A 14,515-nucleotide genomic window follows, 5' to 3' on the forward strand; every position below is an offset into this window, starting at 1 on the left:
TGTGTGCCTCTATTTCGTCATAAGGTACAGTGTTTCCCCAATATGGGATGTACATGATAGTCAACGATACAAAAGTAAAAACAGTCTTTATGGGGACTGACGTGCCTATCTATTGGGGCTGTGTATGGTGATATTGGTACCAGTTCACTGTATACCTTTAAAGGTATGTTTGAAGGTGAACACTCAATAGCCATTAACCAAGCAAATGTTTTTCTTTCTTTAGTCTTTTGGACCTTAGTGATAACGGTATGTATAAAATGTTTAGCGTTAGTCACACGCGCTTCGAATAAAGGTGAAGGTGGTGTTTTAACATTAACCTCTCTAGCGCATAACGTAGCGCCACCGCATTTTAAAAAAGGTTTTAGGTCTGTTGGCGGCTGGTTTCTTTTTTGGTGAAGTCTTATTACTCCGGCGATGTCAATACCGTTTTGGTGATGTATTACTTGATATGGCAATGCAAACAGTAATGTATAACGGTGAGAGTATTAAGCTCACGCCTAAAGAATATAAAATACTAATATTACTGGCAAAAAACATGGGTAAGGTTTTGACTCATAAGCAAATATTAAAAGAAGTATGGGGCGATAATTATACTGAACATGCCCATTATGTTCGTATTCATATCGCTCAACTGCGTCATAAAATAGAAAAATCACCTGCTCAGCCTCAATATATCATCACTGAAAATGGGGTGGGGTATCGCTTGATCAATGGAGAGATAGTTGATGATTAAATGGGGTCGATTTTGCTAAATATCGTTCTTTATAAAAACTTTATATGACGTAATGTATTTATTACATAAACCTTAGATCAAACTTTATACCATGGGATAAAGCGTTGAAGATAAGGTGGATATATGTTTTTTTATATTGAAATGACAGCAGCAGTGGTCTTTTTTATAGCTATGCTAACTCGTACTTGTTTTTTAAAATCAACGTGGCAGCAACTGACGACTGTTGCGCTACAAGTTATTTCTGTGTGGTGTCTGATCCATCTATTTTTAACCCATGTTTATCCTGAATTTTTGTTTGCGAAAAATGTGATTAGTGTGTGCTTTTCTATGGTATTTATCCTTTCAGGGTTAAAAGAATACTATGAATCAGATGCTTACCTAATCACCAACCCGACACCACGACGAAATAATAGGAACCAACATCATGGGTGAAATCAGTATTGGCAAACTACTTATTGTTGCTGTTATTTTCGTATTGTTATTTGGTACAAAAAAATTGAAAAACTTAGGCAGAGATTTAGGTTATGCATTAAAAGGTTTTCAAAATGCGGTTAAAGATGAGCCCGCTAAAGAGAAAACTGCTGATAAAAACGTGGTTGATGAAACGACTCGTTAGTATTTTTACGATGTAAGTGCATAGTGTCAATTGCTTGAAAAACTCAATATTATTTTGTCTCTCTGTTTAAATTTTATTAATTCGTTATGGTAACAGCAGAATTTTTGAATCGGTATTTATCATGAAACGTGGATTGATAATTGATAATAATCTTACAGTGAATAAAGCAGCGATCTTGCGTGTTGAATTTGATAGTTCATTTATTATGTTGTTCTTCGCAGATCAAACGGTTATTAATATTTGTCTAAAGCAAGATGAGCTACATTTTTCATCAGACCAAGCTTATTATCTCGCTGAAGCTGAGTTTGAGCGTGTTCAAACTGAAATTCAGGCGTATTTTAATAGTGAGTTATAGAAAATAGCGACGAGCTTTTAGTATGCGTTTAAACAGCAAATTGCACTAATTCTTATGAGCTGATGTGTAATTCTTCGCGCTATCGTTTGAATGTATAAAAGTTACGCATATGGTTTTTAAGGCACTTTACAATGTAAAATGTGATCGCTATCATACGCCGCACTTACGGAGAGATGGCTGAGTGGTTGAAAGCACCGGTCTTGAAAACCGGCATACGTTTATAGCGTATCTAGGGTTCAAATCCCTATCTCTCCGCCATATTTAGTTGTTAAGCTTAGGCTTGATGATAAAGCGAAATTTTAGTGCCGACTTAGCTCAGTAGGTAGAGCAACTGACTTGTAATCAGTAGGTCACCAGTTCGACTCCGGTAGTCGGCACCATTAAATTTCGGTGGGGTTCCCGAGTGGCCAAAGGGAGCAGATTGTAAATCTGCCGGCACTGCCTTCGAAGGTTCGAATCCTTCCCCCACCACCATGACAATTCCTCCTTAGTTCAGTCGGTAGAACGGCGGACTGTTAATCCGTATGTCGCTGGTTCAAGTCCAGCAGGAGGAGCCAAATAAAAAAGCCCGCAATTGGTTGCGGGCTTTTTTATTTCTGCAATTTTAAACAAATCTATAAAAAATAAGATTATGCAATCACTCCAATTCCTGGGAGCAATTTTGCTGGGGGAATTGTACGGTTGGTTCTTCCTGAACAAATCCTTTCAACAACCTACTGAAGCTGTGCCATCCATAGATATGTGGCTACCATCCCTATATCAGCCTACTGAGGTTGTCCCCTCCATGGGGAATTCCGTTGTCTTCAACCGTATAAAGATAATATCAATTGCGAGTGATATTGCAGCAGAATGAAAGCAAAATTTTGAGAGCGCACAATATCTTTATCACGCTTTTATATGCAATGAGTTGTTTTTGTCTTATTTCTATTTCATTTCACATCTAAAAATATTAAATGTGATTTAAATCATGTAGTTATATTTATGTTGCAATCTGTTCTATCGGTAATTAGTTGTGTTTTTAATGATGAGTTTTAAGCATTATTGTTGGTAATGTGAGCGAAAATGCCTCAAAGGTTGAGAAATTGTTTGTTTTTGTTGCTGTGTTGTTTTTGCTATTTTATTTTTATTAAATATGATTCATTCAGGAATGTGTTGTTTTAATTATAAATCTTATAGAGAGAGAGGTTGCATGCACGACTTAATAACAGTCGCTATTACTGTATTCATGGGTTTTTTCGCGATGATGAATCCCTTTGCGAATACGGCAGTATTTGTGGGAATGACAGGTGGAATGCCAGCAAAACAAACAAGAGCAATTGCCGTTAAGGCTCTGGTTACGGCTTTTTGTATTATCACAACGTTCTGTTTTTTAGGAAAAGGGATCTTTAGTGTATTTGGTATTACGCTACCTGCATTACGTTTAGCGGGGGGAGTTTTAGTCTTTCTTGTTGGTTATCACATGCTGCAAGGTAATACATCAAGTATGCATGAAACAAAGGAAGAAGAAACATCTGGTAGTGGGGCTGATATTGCGATTTCTCCATTGGCTCTACCGTTACTTGCAGGCCCTGGTACGATTGCGACAGCTATGAACTACTCTGCAGCAGGGGGGATGTTTCATATTCTTGTGACGGTTTCTGCCTTTGCTTTACTGTGTGTTATCACGTTTTTTTGCTTTATTTATGGCCCTAAACTGATAGAAAAAATTGGTCAAAGTGGGATCAGTATTATTACGCGCTTAATGGGATTAATTTTAGCCGTGATTGGGATGCAGATGGGGATCCAAGGGGTTCACGATGCAATCGTGTTATTCTCTAGCGCTAAGTAAGATTCAGTTATATTTATAAATGAATGTGATGATTTATTAGACTAAGCCCATACATAGATTTTATATGTATGGGCTTAGTTTTATTAGACGAGGTATTGACCTTCCCTTTACTGGAACCTTTATGCTCATGACTCTTATTATTTTATGAATAGACAATGTATGAGCTGTTGTAACAAAGCCCCTAAAGGTGGCGCTTCTTTAGGTTTATTACTGAAATTTATTGGCGTTATTTTTTTATTGTTACTGGTGGTTGCGTGTTTCAGTCACTAGCATGATAGAACCGTTTATTTATTGTGTCTGTTGTTATGGGCGTGAGCATAAATAGAGCCCCCTTCTTTAAGTAGGTCTACGATTTCTGGCGTGATCTCTCGTGATATCGCCGGACATCCCCAACTGCGGCCTAGCATCCCAATAGCATGAATAACATTTGGCTCAGCGTAGCTTGCACCGTGTAATACAATTGCACGTTTTCGCGCATTTGAATTACTAGGGCTCATGCCATCTAATCGTAAAGAAATACCGTATTTACCATAATAAGCTTCACCAACACGGTAAGTACCTAAGCTGGTTTGCCTACTGTTCACCGTGTTGGAAAATTGGGTAGCATACAGTTTGCCGCTGTTTATACCGTGAGTGACAAAAGTTCGATGGAGTAGGGCTCTTTTCTCGATATCTATGATTAAAAATCTTTTAGAGTCAGAAGGTTGAGAGTAATCAATAATCGACATTATAGGTTTGTTGGCAACCCGTAAATGCTCACGATAAGCATTGAGAAATATATCAAACTCAACGTAATTTTGGAGCTGAGCATGGTCGTAAACCTTCCAAGCGTGTGTTGCTCTCATTGCGTTAGCGTAAGGACTACTAAAAAGTAAAGATGCGATAATGAGATATTTGAGTTTTAGACGGAAAAAAAGTGAAAACATCATAACCCCCTCCCATATTGAACGTGCTTATTAGATCGGTGATGGTATATAGAAGAGATGTATGAATATTCTGTGCCAATTATCTAAAAGACAATACATTGTTTACACGACTCAGCGTGGGCTTGGTTGCAGTATGTGATGGTCGAAAAGAAGAGATATCTCAGAAGTGAATAAAGAAAACTCGTGCTAAAACGAGCTTTCTAAATGGCATTTTGCAAACAATAAAGCGAATTATGATCGCGCATGAGCGTAAATTGAACCGCCTTCCTTTAACAAGTTGACGACTTTTTTGGTTAACTTCATTGGAATGGCTGGACACCCCCAGCTACGTCCAAGCATACCTAATTTTTTAATGGTACTTGGCTCTGCGTATTTTGCCCCATGCAGCACAATCGCACGTTTTCTTGCATTAGAATTTGATGGACTCATCCCATCAAGACGTAAAGAAAGTCCATACTTACCATGATAGGCCTCAGCAACACGATAGGTGCCTAAGCTGGTTTGTTTACTGTCAACAATATTAGAGAATTGTGTAGCATAAAGATTGCCGCTATTGATGCCGTGTGAAACAAAAGTACGGTAAAGTAGTTTTTTCTTATCGGTATCAATAATAAAAAATCGGCGGTTATTCGATGGCTGGCTGTAATCAATAATCGACATAATCGGTTTATCTGCAACACGAATATGTTCTTTATAAGCCGTCATAAAAATATTGAAGTCTAAGTGCTTCTTAAGTTTTGTTTCTTCATAAATAACTTTGGCTTGCTGTTGTAATGAGATCTTTGCATATCCGCTAGAACTAAAACTTAACAGTAAAACTATAAAAACACTCGTCCATACCTTCATCATTGCTTCCTGCAAAAATTTAAAGTGCGACCGTCAGTTTGATATTTGATCGGATTTTAAATAAAGCTATGGCTATTGATTTTTGGCTCAATAAGACAAAAAAATACTTTGGTTAATATTTTTTGATGCAAATATGAATCATTTTTAATGGTGAAATCTATAAAATGTTTAAATTTTGACTTATCGGTGATGTAAATATGACGTTATCAGTTAATCATCAGGTTTTATTATTGGCATGTATGGCATGCTGATCAGTAAACGATGATGTATTAATCGATAAGAGGAATGGTTCAATGGTGATTCAACCTGAAATTCAAGGTGTTGTGGCACGAACAGCACACCCTTATGGTTGCCAGCAAGCAGTACAACAGCAGATTGATTATGTACAGTCTGTTGCGCCGATCACACAAGGTCCTCTCCGAGTATTAATTTTAGGTGCGTCATCTGGATTTGGGCTGGCATCACGTATTGCGTTGACCTTTGGTGGTGCGCAAGCGGAAACCTTGGGTGTCTCTTATGAACGAGGTCCAAGTGATAAGGGAATAGGCTCTGCGGGTTGGTATAACAATATTTTCTTTAAGCAAGCGGCTGAGCAGCAAGGCTATACTGCCAAAAATATTGTGGGTGATGCATTTTCAGATGAAGTGCGTCAACACGTAGCGCAAACAATACGTGATGAGTTTGGCGGACATGTTGATTTAGTGATTTATAGCCTAGCAACCGGTATTCGTCCCGATCCTGAAACGGGTAAGGTATGGCGTTCATGTTTAAAAACCGTGGGTGAAAATTTTTCTGGTTATAGTGTTGATTTAGAAAAAGATAAATTAGTCCCTGCGGAACTAACTGCTGCTAGTGACGAGGAAATTTTCGCTACAACAAAAGTGATGGGCGGTGAAGACTGGCAACAATGGATAAACTTTTTGTTATCTGAAAACCTGTTAGCCCCAAAAGCTAAAACTTTGGCTTACTCATATATCGGTCCTGAGTCGACATATCCTATTTATCATCATGGGACGCTTGGTATTGCCAAGCAGCATTTACATCAAACCGCGCACGCAATTAATCAACAATTAGCTCAGATGATCAATGGTCAAGCTAACGTAGTGGTGTGCAAAGCATTAGTGACAAAAGCCAGTGTCTTTATACCGACATTTTCGCCCTATATATTGGCGTTATTTAAAGTGATGAAGCAAATGGGAAATCATGAAGGGTGTATTGAGCAAATGCAGCGTCTTTTTGCACAAAAAATTTATTCATCGGCTGATACTGAAACAAAACAGCGTAATGATTCAGACGAGCAATCAGATCAGGCTCTGATCAGAATGGACGATTGGGAACTAAAACCTGAAGTACAGTTGCAAGTAAACAAATTAATGGCAGAAATGAACGCTGACAACTTTAGACAGGTTGGCGACTATGCTGGATACAAGTCAGCTTTTTTAGCCCTTAATGGCTTTGGTTTATCATCTGTTGATTATACTCAGCCTGTTGATATTGAAGAGTTATCAAAATTAACGCCCTAATTATTGTAGGGTAACGGTCAATGCCTATATAAAGGATAGATATGCGCCAATTAACGACTTTATTAGAACAATGGCTTAATAGCTTTAATAAAGTGATGGATGAAACCATTGCCAGTGGTATTCCGTTTACCGTACCAACGGTGAGAGAAGGTCTTGCTGCTATTACTCGTGAGCTAGTCACCGAGATTCCCGATATTGCGTTAATTGAGAACTTAACGATTAAAGATAAAGTGCCTATTCGCATTTATCATCCTCAACCAGAGACGGCACTCCCCGTATTAGTTTTTTTTCATGGTGGTGGGCATATGTCGGGTAGTGTCGAGGTTTACGATCCTATTTGTCGGAAATTAGCACAACATAGTCAGTTTATTGTTGTATCGGTTGAATATCCTCTTGCTCCCGAACACCCTTATCCTGCCGCGATTGATGATGGTTATTTGGTTTTACAATCGCTGTTTCAAACTTTGATCCGTGCTGAGTTAAATTTTGTACCGCAACTTTCTATTGCTGGAGATTCAGCGGGTGGTGCTATTTGTGCCACGTTAGCACGAATGGCACAATTTGATGATGAGGTTGAAATTACCAAGCAAGTACTCATTTACCCAAGCCTTGATTACACTTTAAGTTTTCCATCTGTTAATCAAAACGGTATGGGGTATTTGCTACAACAGTCTCGTATTGAATGGTATTTCTCGAATTACTTTCAGCATAATGAAGATAGACGTAAAGCATCACCTGTGTGGGGACCCTATAGTATGGCGCTGCCTGAAAGCTTAGTGATCACGGCTGAGTTTTGCCCACTAAAAGATGAAGGTATCGCGTATGTCGAAGCGTTAAAAAAGCAAGGTGTAGAAGCAGAGCATATCCATTTTGACCAAATGATCCATGCCTTCTTAAATATGGAAAACATAGTAAAGAGAGAGTGTGAGCAGGCTTATACATCTATAGGAGTCTTTCTTAATAAATAATTATGAATACATCTGAAAAAGAAAAGCCGTAATACTGAATTACGGCTTGATACTCGAGATGATTGTATTGCTTGCGTTATTCAAAGAACGATTCAAGTAGTGAATATAAGCCACGAAGTAAATCCATTTAACACCTTCCATAGTCAAAAATTGGCAACAGTAATCTGTGCGACATGCATCTCTGTTGCTCTATTCCAGAATAGATTTATTCGCTTTTTAGTCAATATTTGTTAGCGGGAATATCTCCGATAGTGAAGCTTGATCACGATATTTGAAACTTTGCATTAGTGGTAATACTTATCAGTATTTTCCTTCCGCTACACTTAGAAAAATAGTGGGATAAGGAGGTGCGAAATGTGGTTGAGTTCGAACTGTAGATATCTGTCTTCTTTTCTTTTTATCGTGGCTTTTTCGCTATTACTTACCGCTTGTGATGATAATCACCAAGAGATAGAGCTACATGCGGAAGGGTACCCTGATCTCAGTAGGGTTGCCGCACACTCTGCTACGACACCAAAACAGTACCTTGCGTGCGCTAAAAATTATCGAAATAGCTGTTTAGTCAGCCAATTCCCACCGATAGGGTTAACGTTCAACACTGCAGTGACATTGACGGATATTGAGCAACGAATCTTTGTTTCTCACCCTTGGATGGCCGAGCAATTTTTATCTGCTTTAGCGTTGCTTTCGTCTGACGTCTTGCCTTTATTTCGCTCCGTCAGTGCTATCGTCATTGCTGATGATATTCGTCCTTCTTTTTATAGTGCTAATACTGCAACCATTTATATTGATCCTCGTTATTTATGGCGCAACGAGCAGGAGTGGCTAACAATTATTGCTAAGCCGGACTTTCGTGATCAATTTCAGGTTAATGTACCGTTTTTGGCGGTAAGGCAAAGTGTCGATAGTGAGGGAAATTATGCGCCTTGGGTGAGCAATGAGTATGCAGAAAATAATACGATGCGTACTACTGATCAGTTATTACCCGCCTTATTTAGGCTATTGGTGCATGAATTGGCGCATGCGGTGGATGCGATTCCACCTGCTTCCCTAACATCACTCGATCCTCATCGGACTATTTATCAAAACATCAACGCGATGACCCCATTAAATCAGACTCTCTATGATCGGTTTCCACTGCAAGATGGGCTTTTGTTTGATGCAGCCAATGTACTGTATGACGGTGTTACGCCAAGCTATGAGGTTAGTACACTCACTGCTTTACAAGCTGGTGCGCATTTTGAGGTAGAAGGTGCAAGTGATTTATATGGTTACAGTAACCGCAAAGAAGATATGGCAATGTTATTTCAGTCTTACATGATGTATGAGCACTTTGGCTTGCAGGATAGGTTTTTATTTCTTTCACAAAATGAGGGTATAGCACTGGGTTGTGGTCGTTATACCGTGGAATGGGGACAAACAGGGCGTATGTTTGATCCGTTAGTCTATGAGCGAATGGTGTTAGCGGCTGGAGCAATATTGCAGCGAGATCTCTCCGTTAGCTCTACCCCAGAGCGTAAAGCCATGCAGATCCCCACAGGAACATCTTGGTGTGAAATGATTGATGAATAGGTAGGAAATACGAACACTGTTGTATCTAACAGCATTCGCAAAGCATCATCATAAAACCCAATGTGATGATGTGCTTTATTATATCTAGTCAAACGAAGCATGATAGGGCTAGTCCCAATCCCAATAACTACTTTCATGCTGTTGAGTAAATAACATTCTGTAGCCACTAATTGTATGATGACTGATGTTGGTCATGACTTTTTTAAATTGCTCGGTGGTGAGGTGAATAAGATTTTCATGATCACCCGCTTCAAGGTAAATGTCGTCGATATCAAACAGTATGTTATCGACGATCATATCCAGATGATAGATCTGCCCTAGATTGGGGATCGCGCCGGGGCTACAGTCTTGGAATAGCGATGACAGTTCGTGTTCACCAACTAAATAGTACTTTTTACCCGTAATTTTACTCACCTTATCTAACATAACGCGACGATTTGCCGGTATTACAGCCATGAGGTAGTTGTGTTGTTGATCTTTTAAGATGACAGATTTAGCCACCTTCGTTGTGGGAACGTGTGCTGACATTGCGGAATTAAAGGATGAGTCGGTAGGACGATGGTGAGTTAGTTTAAGTTCAATATTATGGTGTGATAAATATTGTTCGACAGAGATTGCTGTGGCCATCATTGCCTCCTCATATCTTCGCCTTGGTTTATTTTAAAACGCCGATTCTCTTTTACTTATATGCTACTCATAAACGCGACATTTAACAGTAAGTATGGCAGGTATCTGCTGTTGTAGATGAGTTTATCAATAGAAAAATATAGTCAGAGTGGGTGCATTTTATTATTTAAACTGACTTTCTAGTGCGAGTAACTGTTGCTTAATATGATTTCCTCCCGCATATCCTCCTAAATTACCACTTTTAGTGATCACTCGGTGGCACGGTACAATAACGGATAAGGTATTTTTACCGTTAGCGCTACCGACAGCACGACACGCGTTTGGATTATCAATAGCATTTGCTAATTGTTGATAGTGCCATGTCTGACCATAGGGAATTGTCGTTAATGTTTGCCATACACGTTCTTGAAATTGTGTGCCTTGAAACGATAAAGGTACTGAAAATTGTTTTCTATCACCTGAAAAGTATTCAGCTAATTGTTCCTCACATTGCAGCAAGATAGCATGGTCTGGTTTAAGTATGGCGTGATGTAAAGAGGGGATAGTATGGCTTTCAAACCAAACAGAAAGCAGTGCATTATCGTTTGCCGTGAGAGTCATTTTCCCTAATGGGCTATCAATGTGTTTGAAAAAGATATCCATATCGGCTTGCCAAATTCGAGGTGAGTGATGGCTTTATTATGGGGAATATAAATCTGCAATTCAAACGTTGGTATTTAGATGTTAAAAATAACAAAACAAAAGATAGAAAACGCTAACCTTGCATATAAAATAACAAGGTTAGCTGAACATTATTTATTATTTAACGTGTTGCTTTAAATAGTCTAATGCACCTTTAATTGCGGCAACTTGCGCCATATTACATTCTTTTTCTGTCACGCGCGGGCTATCAGGATAGACTTCGGTCGTCGAGGTATACAACGCATCTGTTACGCTTGCACATAATCCTAATGCTTTTAATGGGTAGTTAATTACGCCTTCTTGGGTAATCGCTTCACCAATAATATTTCCGTTGTCATCAGGTGGCGCTATATGGGTAACGTGGCGTACTTCATCAATAATTGCAGTTTGGAAAGCATCTTGAGGGTTTTCAGTATCACCAACCACATAGAAGCCGTCAGGTACACTGTCTTCAATATATTCTTTACCGTCACGCGCTGCTAGTGCAGGACGAAACTCGGACTCGTCGGTATCCGTCGTTTCATGAAGATCAATATGCGCTAGAAATGATGTTTTTTGCTCTTGAACTAAGCGCATTAAAGCCGCTGATTCTTCTGCTGGGCTATTGGGGATGAATGAGCGGTTAGGATCAACAGCGTTAGGGTTCCAACGGTTGATGGTTTCATAGCCCCAAGGGCTCACACAAGGCGCAATCAGAATATTAAAATCATCACTGTAGTGTTTAGCTTCTAAAGCGGCAAATGCAAGTGCGCCGTGGACACCGCTCGTTTCATAACCGTGAATACCACCGGTGATTAAAATTGTTGGTTTATTGCTATCCCAATTACGCGATTTTATCGCAAAAAGAGGGTATTTATCAGGGGCATAAGACAGAGCACCATACTGAGTGACATCAAAATCATTTTTCAATGCATCAATTTTTGTCACAACTTGCTCAAGGTAAGAACGTTTAATGGTTGTCTGTGCTAACCATTGTGCTTTTTCGTCGCTTCCCCAAGCTTTACCTGCTTCACCAATGTGGTAGGTAGATGACTGCATTATTGCCTTCCTATTTTTATTTTTAAATTAAATAACTTTTTACATTATGCTTAAGTTTTTGGCAAATATGGTTTTATTTATAACGAATACTGTTGCTGTAGATATAAGGTAATTTTATATCGAAAAATATTAGATGAATATTATTTATTAAATTCAATCAGGAGCTTGCAGTAAATTAAATATTTTTGATTTTTGATACAAGTAATTAAAGGCTCAATATTAAGTTGCAATAACAACCGACAAAAGAATATTGTCATACAAATTAAAGGGGATATAGTGAATTCGTTGTCACAAATAACATACTAGGAAAAGACGATGAGTACTATCTTGAATGAATCACAAATTGAAGATGCAAAATTACACCTTACTCGTCCTCTAGCCACACCTACAGATTTAAGTGTAGACGCGACTAAAGAGATCAGTGGTGCACTAACAGCGATCCTTGCTGATGTTTATGCAATTTATATGAAGACCAAAAACTTCCATTGGCATATGAGTGGTGCACATTTCCGTGATTATCACTTAATGCTTGATGAGCAAAGTGTTCAATTGTTTGCAATGACCGATGACATTGCTGAACGTGTGCGTAAAATTGGTGGAAAAACTTTACGTTCTATTGGTGAAATATCACGTATGCAGCGTATTTTAGACAATGATGCTGATTATGTTGAACCTGCAGATATGCTTGCTGAACTTTGTAGTGATAACAAACAATTAGCTGCAGAACTTCGTGCTGCGCATACTTTATGTGATGACTGTGGAGACTATTCATCAGTGAGTATGATTGATAACTGGATCGATCAAACCGAGCGTCGTGTTTGGTTCCTTTATGAATCATATCGTCATTGATAATGAATCTCTGTCTATTACGATAGAAAATGAAGCTTCTCTATAAAATTTAATAGAGAAGCTTTTTTATTATATTTGTAGCAAGATGCATTGATTAATAAAGAATAAAAAGAGAAGCATCATATAATAACGATGAAACAAAGCGTTATGTTTGAAAAAAGTTGGTTTATTTTTTGCAGATATTCATTCTTCACAGTGGGAGAGATGAATGAGTATTGTTGCAGGTGTGATTTCAGAAGCTTGGACTTCAGATTTATTGCTCATAAAAAAAGAGATCGCTCAACATTTATCGCGTAATCCAACCGATATAAGGCATGAGTATTTCGATAATCATTTGTATTTTTGCCGAGTCGCCATTGATTGTCATCGCGAATCGAGCTGGGCTGAAAATCATTTACGCTTTTCTATGGTTCTTGGACATACCTTAATGTCTTCTTCACTGACTCAAGACGTTAATACGCTTTTGCAGCAGAGCCTTTCGAATTTCCCACAATTATTGGCTAAGGCTCAAGGTACGTATTGCGTGCTAGATTATAATAAACAACGGCGTGCATTAACTATTTTTGCCGATAGTTTGGCAATACGTCCACTTTATTATATGAAATATAAAGGGAGCGTAATTTTTAGTTCCTGTTTACGTTTGTTCAATGAATTGAGTGTGACGTTAACGACCAACTTAGCAGGGGCGACTGAATATGCGGTAATCGGTTATTCACTTGGCAATAAAACCCACTATAACGAAGTGTACTCTATCCAACCGGGAGAAAAATTAACCTTAACAAGCACTTCACTTGTTAAAGAGCGGTACTTTCGATGGTCTGATATGCCGTTTAATTGTATTGATGATAGTGAGGGAACACTTCAGTTGGATCATGCCTTTAAGCAAGCGGTCGACCTAGCAATAGGTAATGATCTTCATGCGATCAGTACACTGTCGGGGGGGTTAGATTCTCGTGTTATTGTCGCTGAGTTGTTAAAGCGCGGAATAAAATTAGAATGCATGAACTTTTCCTATCAACGGTCGCAAGATGAGGTTTATGCCGAAGTTTTTGCACAATGCCATGATTTTCCACTGCATATTGTGAATGTCAGTGATACTCAAGAGCAGACTGTTGAGCAACGTTTAGGACATTATTGGCGATCGACACAGTATCCATTTTATCTGCAAGTGGAGAGGCCTAGGCTAGTATGGTCGGGTAATGGTGGCAGTGTATGTATTGGTATGGTGTTTTGTGATGATCAGATTCTTGCCGCATGTGCCAGTGGCGATCCTTTTGCTGTGGCAAAAGCATATTTAAAACATCAGCATGCTTATATTCCTAAACGAATGGTAAAACAAGGGGCGAAATTGCAGCAGCAGTTAGAGCTAAATATTGTTGAATGCTTATGTCAGTACTCACACTTACCATTAGATAAAGCATTTCAACTCTTTTTATGGGAAAACGATCAACATCAACATATCGCTCCTGCACTAGAAGATATGGATAAATTTCGATTAGATTTTCACTTACCGTTTTACAGTAAAGCGATGCTGGAAGTGATGTTCGCGTTACCGGTATCTTCAGCGGTAAAACATCAACTCTATATGAAATGGCTTAATCAGTCATATTCAGAAGCGTTACTTACGCCGTGGCAAACCTACCCGGGACATTTACCTTGTCCGCTAAAAAATAATCTATTACCGCCGTTAAGCCAGTGGCAGTTAGCGTCGAATGTTAGAAATAAACTGGATTTACTGAAAATAGGTGTCAGCACCTTATTTGATGCAAAAGGTGAGTTTTATAATCGTCATTATCTAGGGGCTAATTGTATACTGACAGCATTAGGCTTACACCGTGGTGAATCAACATTGAATGTTGTTAAGCGTATGAATCAAGTCCTGAAATCCCCTCATTAGTAATCATAGGCAGAGTTAGCTAAAATACGCAGCCTAGTTATCGACAGTGATGAGTT

15 protein-coding genes, 4 tRNA genes and 1 pseudogene are annotated in these 14,515 nt (G+C 38.8%); 15 read left to right on the forward strand and 5 right to left on the reverse strand.

The window, feature by feature from the left end; genetic code table 11:
- Positions 1–120: 120 nt before the first annotated feature.
- The 10 genes and pseudogenes from C9J41_RS07515 to C9J41_RS07565 all read left to right on the forward strand — a co-directional run bounded on the left by C9J41_RS07515 (position 121) and on the right by C9J41_RS07565 (position 3,532).
- On the forward strand, positions 121–396 hold the full coding sequence (locus C9J41_RS07515) for a KUP/HAK/KT family potassium transporter (RefSeq protein WP_233217718.1): 276 nt from the start codon (positions 121–123) through the stop codon (positions 394–396).
- A gap of 10 nt (positions 397–406) precedes the next feature.
- Positions 407–733 (forward strand): annotated as a pseudogene (locus C9J41_RS07520) (winged helix-turn-helix domain-containing protein); the annotation flags it as partial.
- 123 nt (positions 734–856) lie between these two features.
- Positions 857–1,165: a hypothetical protein gene (locus C9J41_RS07525; protein ID WP_233220396.1), complete on the forward strand. Its 309-nt coding sequence runs from the start codon at positions 857–859 to the stop codon at positions 1,163–1,165.
- Entirely contained in the window at positions 1,158–1,349 is a 192-nt protein-coding gene (locus C9J41_RS07530) for a Sec-independent protein translocase subunit TatA (protein WP_107207079.1), read from the forward strand. Before C9J41_RS07525 ends, C9J41_RS07530 begins: the two co-directional genes overlap by 8 nt.
- A 121-nt stretch (positions 1,350–1,470) precedes the next feature.
- Positions 1,471–1,704: a hypothetical protein gene (locus C9J41_RS07535; RefSeq protein ID WP_107207078.1), complete on the forward strand. Its 234-nt coding sequence runs from the start codon at positions 1,471–1,473 to the stop codon at positions 1,702–1,704.
- Between the two features lie 167 nt (positions 1,705–1,871).
- Positions 1,872–1,962 (forward strand) — tRNA-Ser (locus C9J41_RS07540).
- 46 nt (positions 1,963–2,008) lie between these two features.
- Positions 2,009–2,084 (forward strand) — tRNA-Thr (locus C9J41_RS07545).
- A gap of 9 nt (positions 2,085–2,093) precedes the next feature.
- Positions 2,094–2,178, forward strand: a tRNA-Tyr gene (locus tag C9J41_RS07550).
- 7 nt (positions 2,179–2,185) lie between these two features.
- Positions 2,186–2,261, forward strand: a tRNA-Asn gene (locus tag C9J41_RS07555).
- Between the two features lie 632 nt (positions 2,262–2,893).
- Entirely contained in the window at positions 2,894–3,532 is a 639-nt protein-coding gene (locus tag C9J41_RS07565) for a MarC family protein (protein WP_107207076.1), read from the forward strand.
- Positions 3,533–3,816: 284 nt separating this feature from the next.
- Here C9J41_RS07565 and C9J41_RS07570 read toward each other — a convergent pair whose 3' ends face one another.
- Both C9J41_RS07570 and C9J41_RS07575 read right to left on the reverse strand, forming a co-directional pair.
- The gene (locus C9J41_RS07570; RefSeq protein ID WP_107207075.1) at positions 3,817–4,461 is read right to left on the reverse strand and encodes a murein L,D-transpeptidase catalytic domain family protein; all 645 of its coding nucleotides are present in this window, start codon (positions 4,459–4,461) and stop codon (positions 3,817–3,819) included.
- 228 nt (positions 4,462–4,689) lie between these two features.
- Entirely contained in the window at positions 4,690–5,304 is a 615-nt protein-coding gene (locus tag C9J41_RS07575) for a murein L,D-transpeptidase catalytic domain family protein (protein WP_107207074.1), read from the reverse strand.
- A 293-nt stretch (positions 5,305–5,597) separates the two neighbouring features.
- On the opposite strand from C9J41_RS07575, the gene fabV reads away from it, so the two are divergent.
- From fabV to C9J41_RS07590, 3 genes are all read left to right on the forward strand, one after another.
- Complete coding sequence (gene fabV, locus C9J41_RS07580) at positions 5,598–6,827, forward strand: enoyl-ACP reductase FabV (RefSeq protein ID WP_107294423.1); 1,230 nt, start codon at positions 5,598–5,600, stop codon at positions 6,825–6,827.
- A gap of 41 nt (positions 6,828–6,868) precedes the next feature.
- A complete protein-coding gene (locus C9J41_RS07585) occupies positions 6,869–7,795 on the forward strand; it encodes an alpha/beta hydrolase (RefSeq protein WP_107207072.1) in 927 nt (308 codons plus the stop codon).
- 354 nt (positions 7,796–8,149) lie between these two features.
- Complete coding sequence (locus tag C9J41_RS07590; RefSeq protein ID WP_107294424.1) at positions 8,150–9,367, forward strand: hypothetical protein; 1,218 nt, start codon at positions 8,150–8,152, stop codon at positions 9,365–9,367.
- A gap of 108 nt (positions 9,368–9,475) precedes the next feature.
- Here the strand turns inward: C9J41_RS07590 and C9J41_RS07595 are convergent, their stop codons facing one another.
- The 3 genes from C9J41_RS07595 to C9J41_RS07605 all read right to left on the reverse strand — a co-directional run bounded on the left by C9J41_RS07595 (position 9,476) and on the right by C9J41_RS07605 (position 11,713).
- Complete coding sequence (locus C9J41_RS07595; RefSeq protein ID WP_233220397.1) at positions 9,476–9,997, reverse strand: YbaK/EbsC family protein; 522 nt, start codon at positions 9,995–9,997, stop codon at positions 9,476–9,478.
- A 159-nt stretch (positions 9,998–10,156) separates the two neighbouring features.
- Positions 10,157–10,636, reverse strand: a complete 480-nt coding sequence (locus tag C9J41_RS07600) for a methylated-DNA--[protein]-cysteine S-methyltransferase (protein WP_107207069.1) — start codon at positions 10,634–10,636, stop codon at positions 10,157–10,159.
- A gap of 156 nt (positions 10,637–10,792) precedes the next feature.
- Positions 10,793–11,713 carry a M14 family metallocarboxypeptidase gene (locus C9J41_RS07605; protein WP_107207068.1) on the reverse strand — a complete coding sequence of 307 codons (921 nt, stop codon included), beginning with the start codon at positions 11,711–11,713 and terminating at the stop codon, positions 10,793–10,795.
- A 315-nt stretch (positions 11,714–12,028) separates the two neighbouring features.
- Between C9J41_RS07605 and C9J41_RS07610 the strand changes: the two genes are divergently transcribed.
- Entirely contained in the window at positions 12,029–12,562 is a 534-nt protein-coding gene (locus C9J41_RS07610) for a Dps family protein (protein ID WP_107207067.1), read from the forward strand.
- A 208-nt stretch (positions 12,563–12,770) separates the two neighbouring features.
- On the forward strand, positions 12,771–14,459 hold the full coding sequence (locus tag C9J41_RS07615; protein ID WP_107290718.1) for an asparagine synthase-related protein: 1,689 nt from the start codon (positions 12,771–12,773) through the stop codon (positions 14,457–14,459).
- Positions 14,460–14,515: the final 56 nt, after the last annotated feature.

It is taken from the genome of Photobacterium sp. GB-50 (assembly GCF_003026755.1).
Lineage (GTDB): Bacteria > Pseudomonadota > Gammaproteobacteria > Enterobacterales > Vibrionaceae > Photobacterium.

Coding starts and splice junctions, on each gene's coding strand:
- C9J41_RS07600 (WP_107207069.1), bottom strand. CDS start 10,636: ATGGATATCTTTTTCAAACACATTGATAGCCCATTAGGGAAAATGACT.
- C9J41_RS07615 (WP_107290718.1), top strand. CDS start 12,771: ATGAGTATTGTTGCAGGTGTGATTTCAGAAGCTTGGACTTCAGATTTA.
- C9J41_RS07610 (WP_107207067.1), top strand. CDS start 12,029: ATGAGTACTATCTTGAATGAATCACAAATTGAAGATGCAAAATTACAC.
- C9J41_RS07565 (WP_107207076.1), top strand. CDS start 2,894: ATGCACGACTTAATAACAGTCGCTATTACTGTATTCATGGGTTTTTTC.
- fabV (WP_107294423.1), top strand. CDS start 5,598: ATGGTGATTCAACCTGAAATTCAAGGTGTTGTGGCACGAACAGCACAC.
- C9J41_RS07530 (WP_107207079.1), top strand. CDS start 1,158: ATGGGTGAAATCAGTATTGGCAAACTACTTATTGTTGCTGTTATTTTC.
- C9J41_RS07585 (WP_107207072.1), top strand. CDS start 6,869: ATGCGCCAATTAACGACTTTATTAGAACAATGGCTTAATAGCTTTAAT.
- C9J41_RS07575 (WP_107207074.1), bottom strand. CDS start 5,304: ATGAAGGTATGGACGAGTGTTTTTATAGTTTTACTGTTAAGTTTTAGT.
- C9J41_RS07605 (WP_107207068.1), bottom strand. CDS start 11,713: ATGCAGTCATCTACCTACCACATTGGTGAAGCAGGTAAAGCTTGGGGA.
- C9J41_RS07570 (WP_107207075.1), bottom strand. CDS start 4,461: ATGATGTTTTCACTTTTTTTCCGTCTAAAACTCAAATATCTCATTATC.
- C9J41_RS07595 (WP_233220397.1), bottom strand. CDS start 9,997: ATGATGGCCACAGCAATCTCTGTCGAACAATATTTATCACACCATAAT.
- C9J41_RS07535 (WP_107207078.1), top strand. CDS start 1,471: ATGAAACGTGGATTGATAATTGATAATAATCTTACAGTGAATAAAGCA.
- C9J41_RS07525 (WP_233220396.1), top strand. CDS start 857: ATGTTTTTTTATATTGAAATGACAGCAGCAGTGGTCTTTTTTATAGCT.
- C9J41_RS07590 (WP_107294424.1), top strand. CDS start 8,150: ATGTGGTTGAGTTCGAACTGTAGATATCTGTCTTCTTTTCTTTTTATC.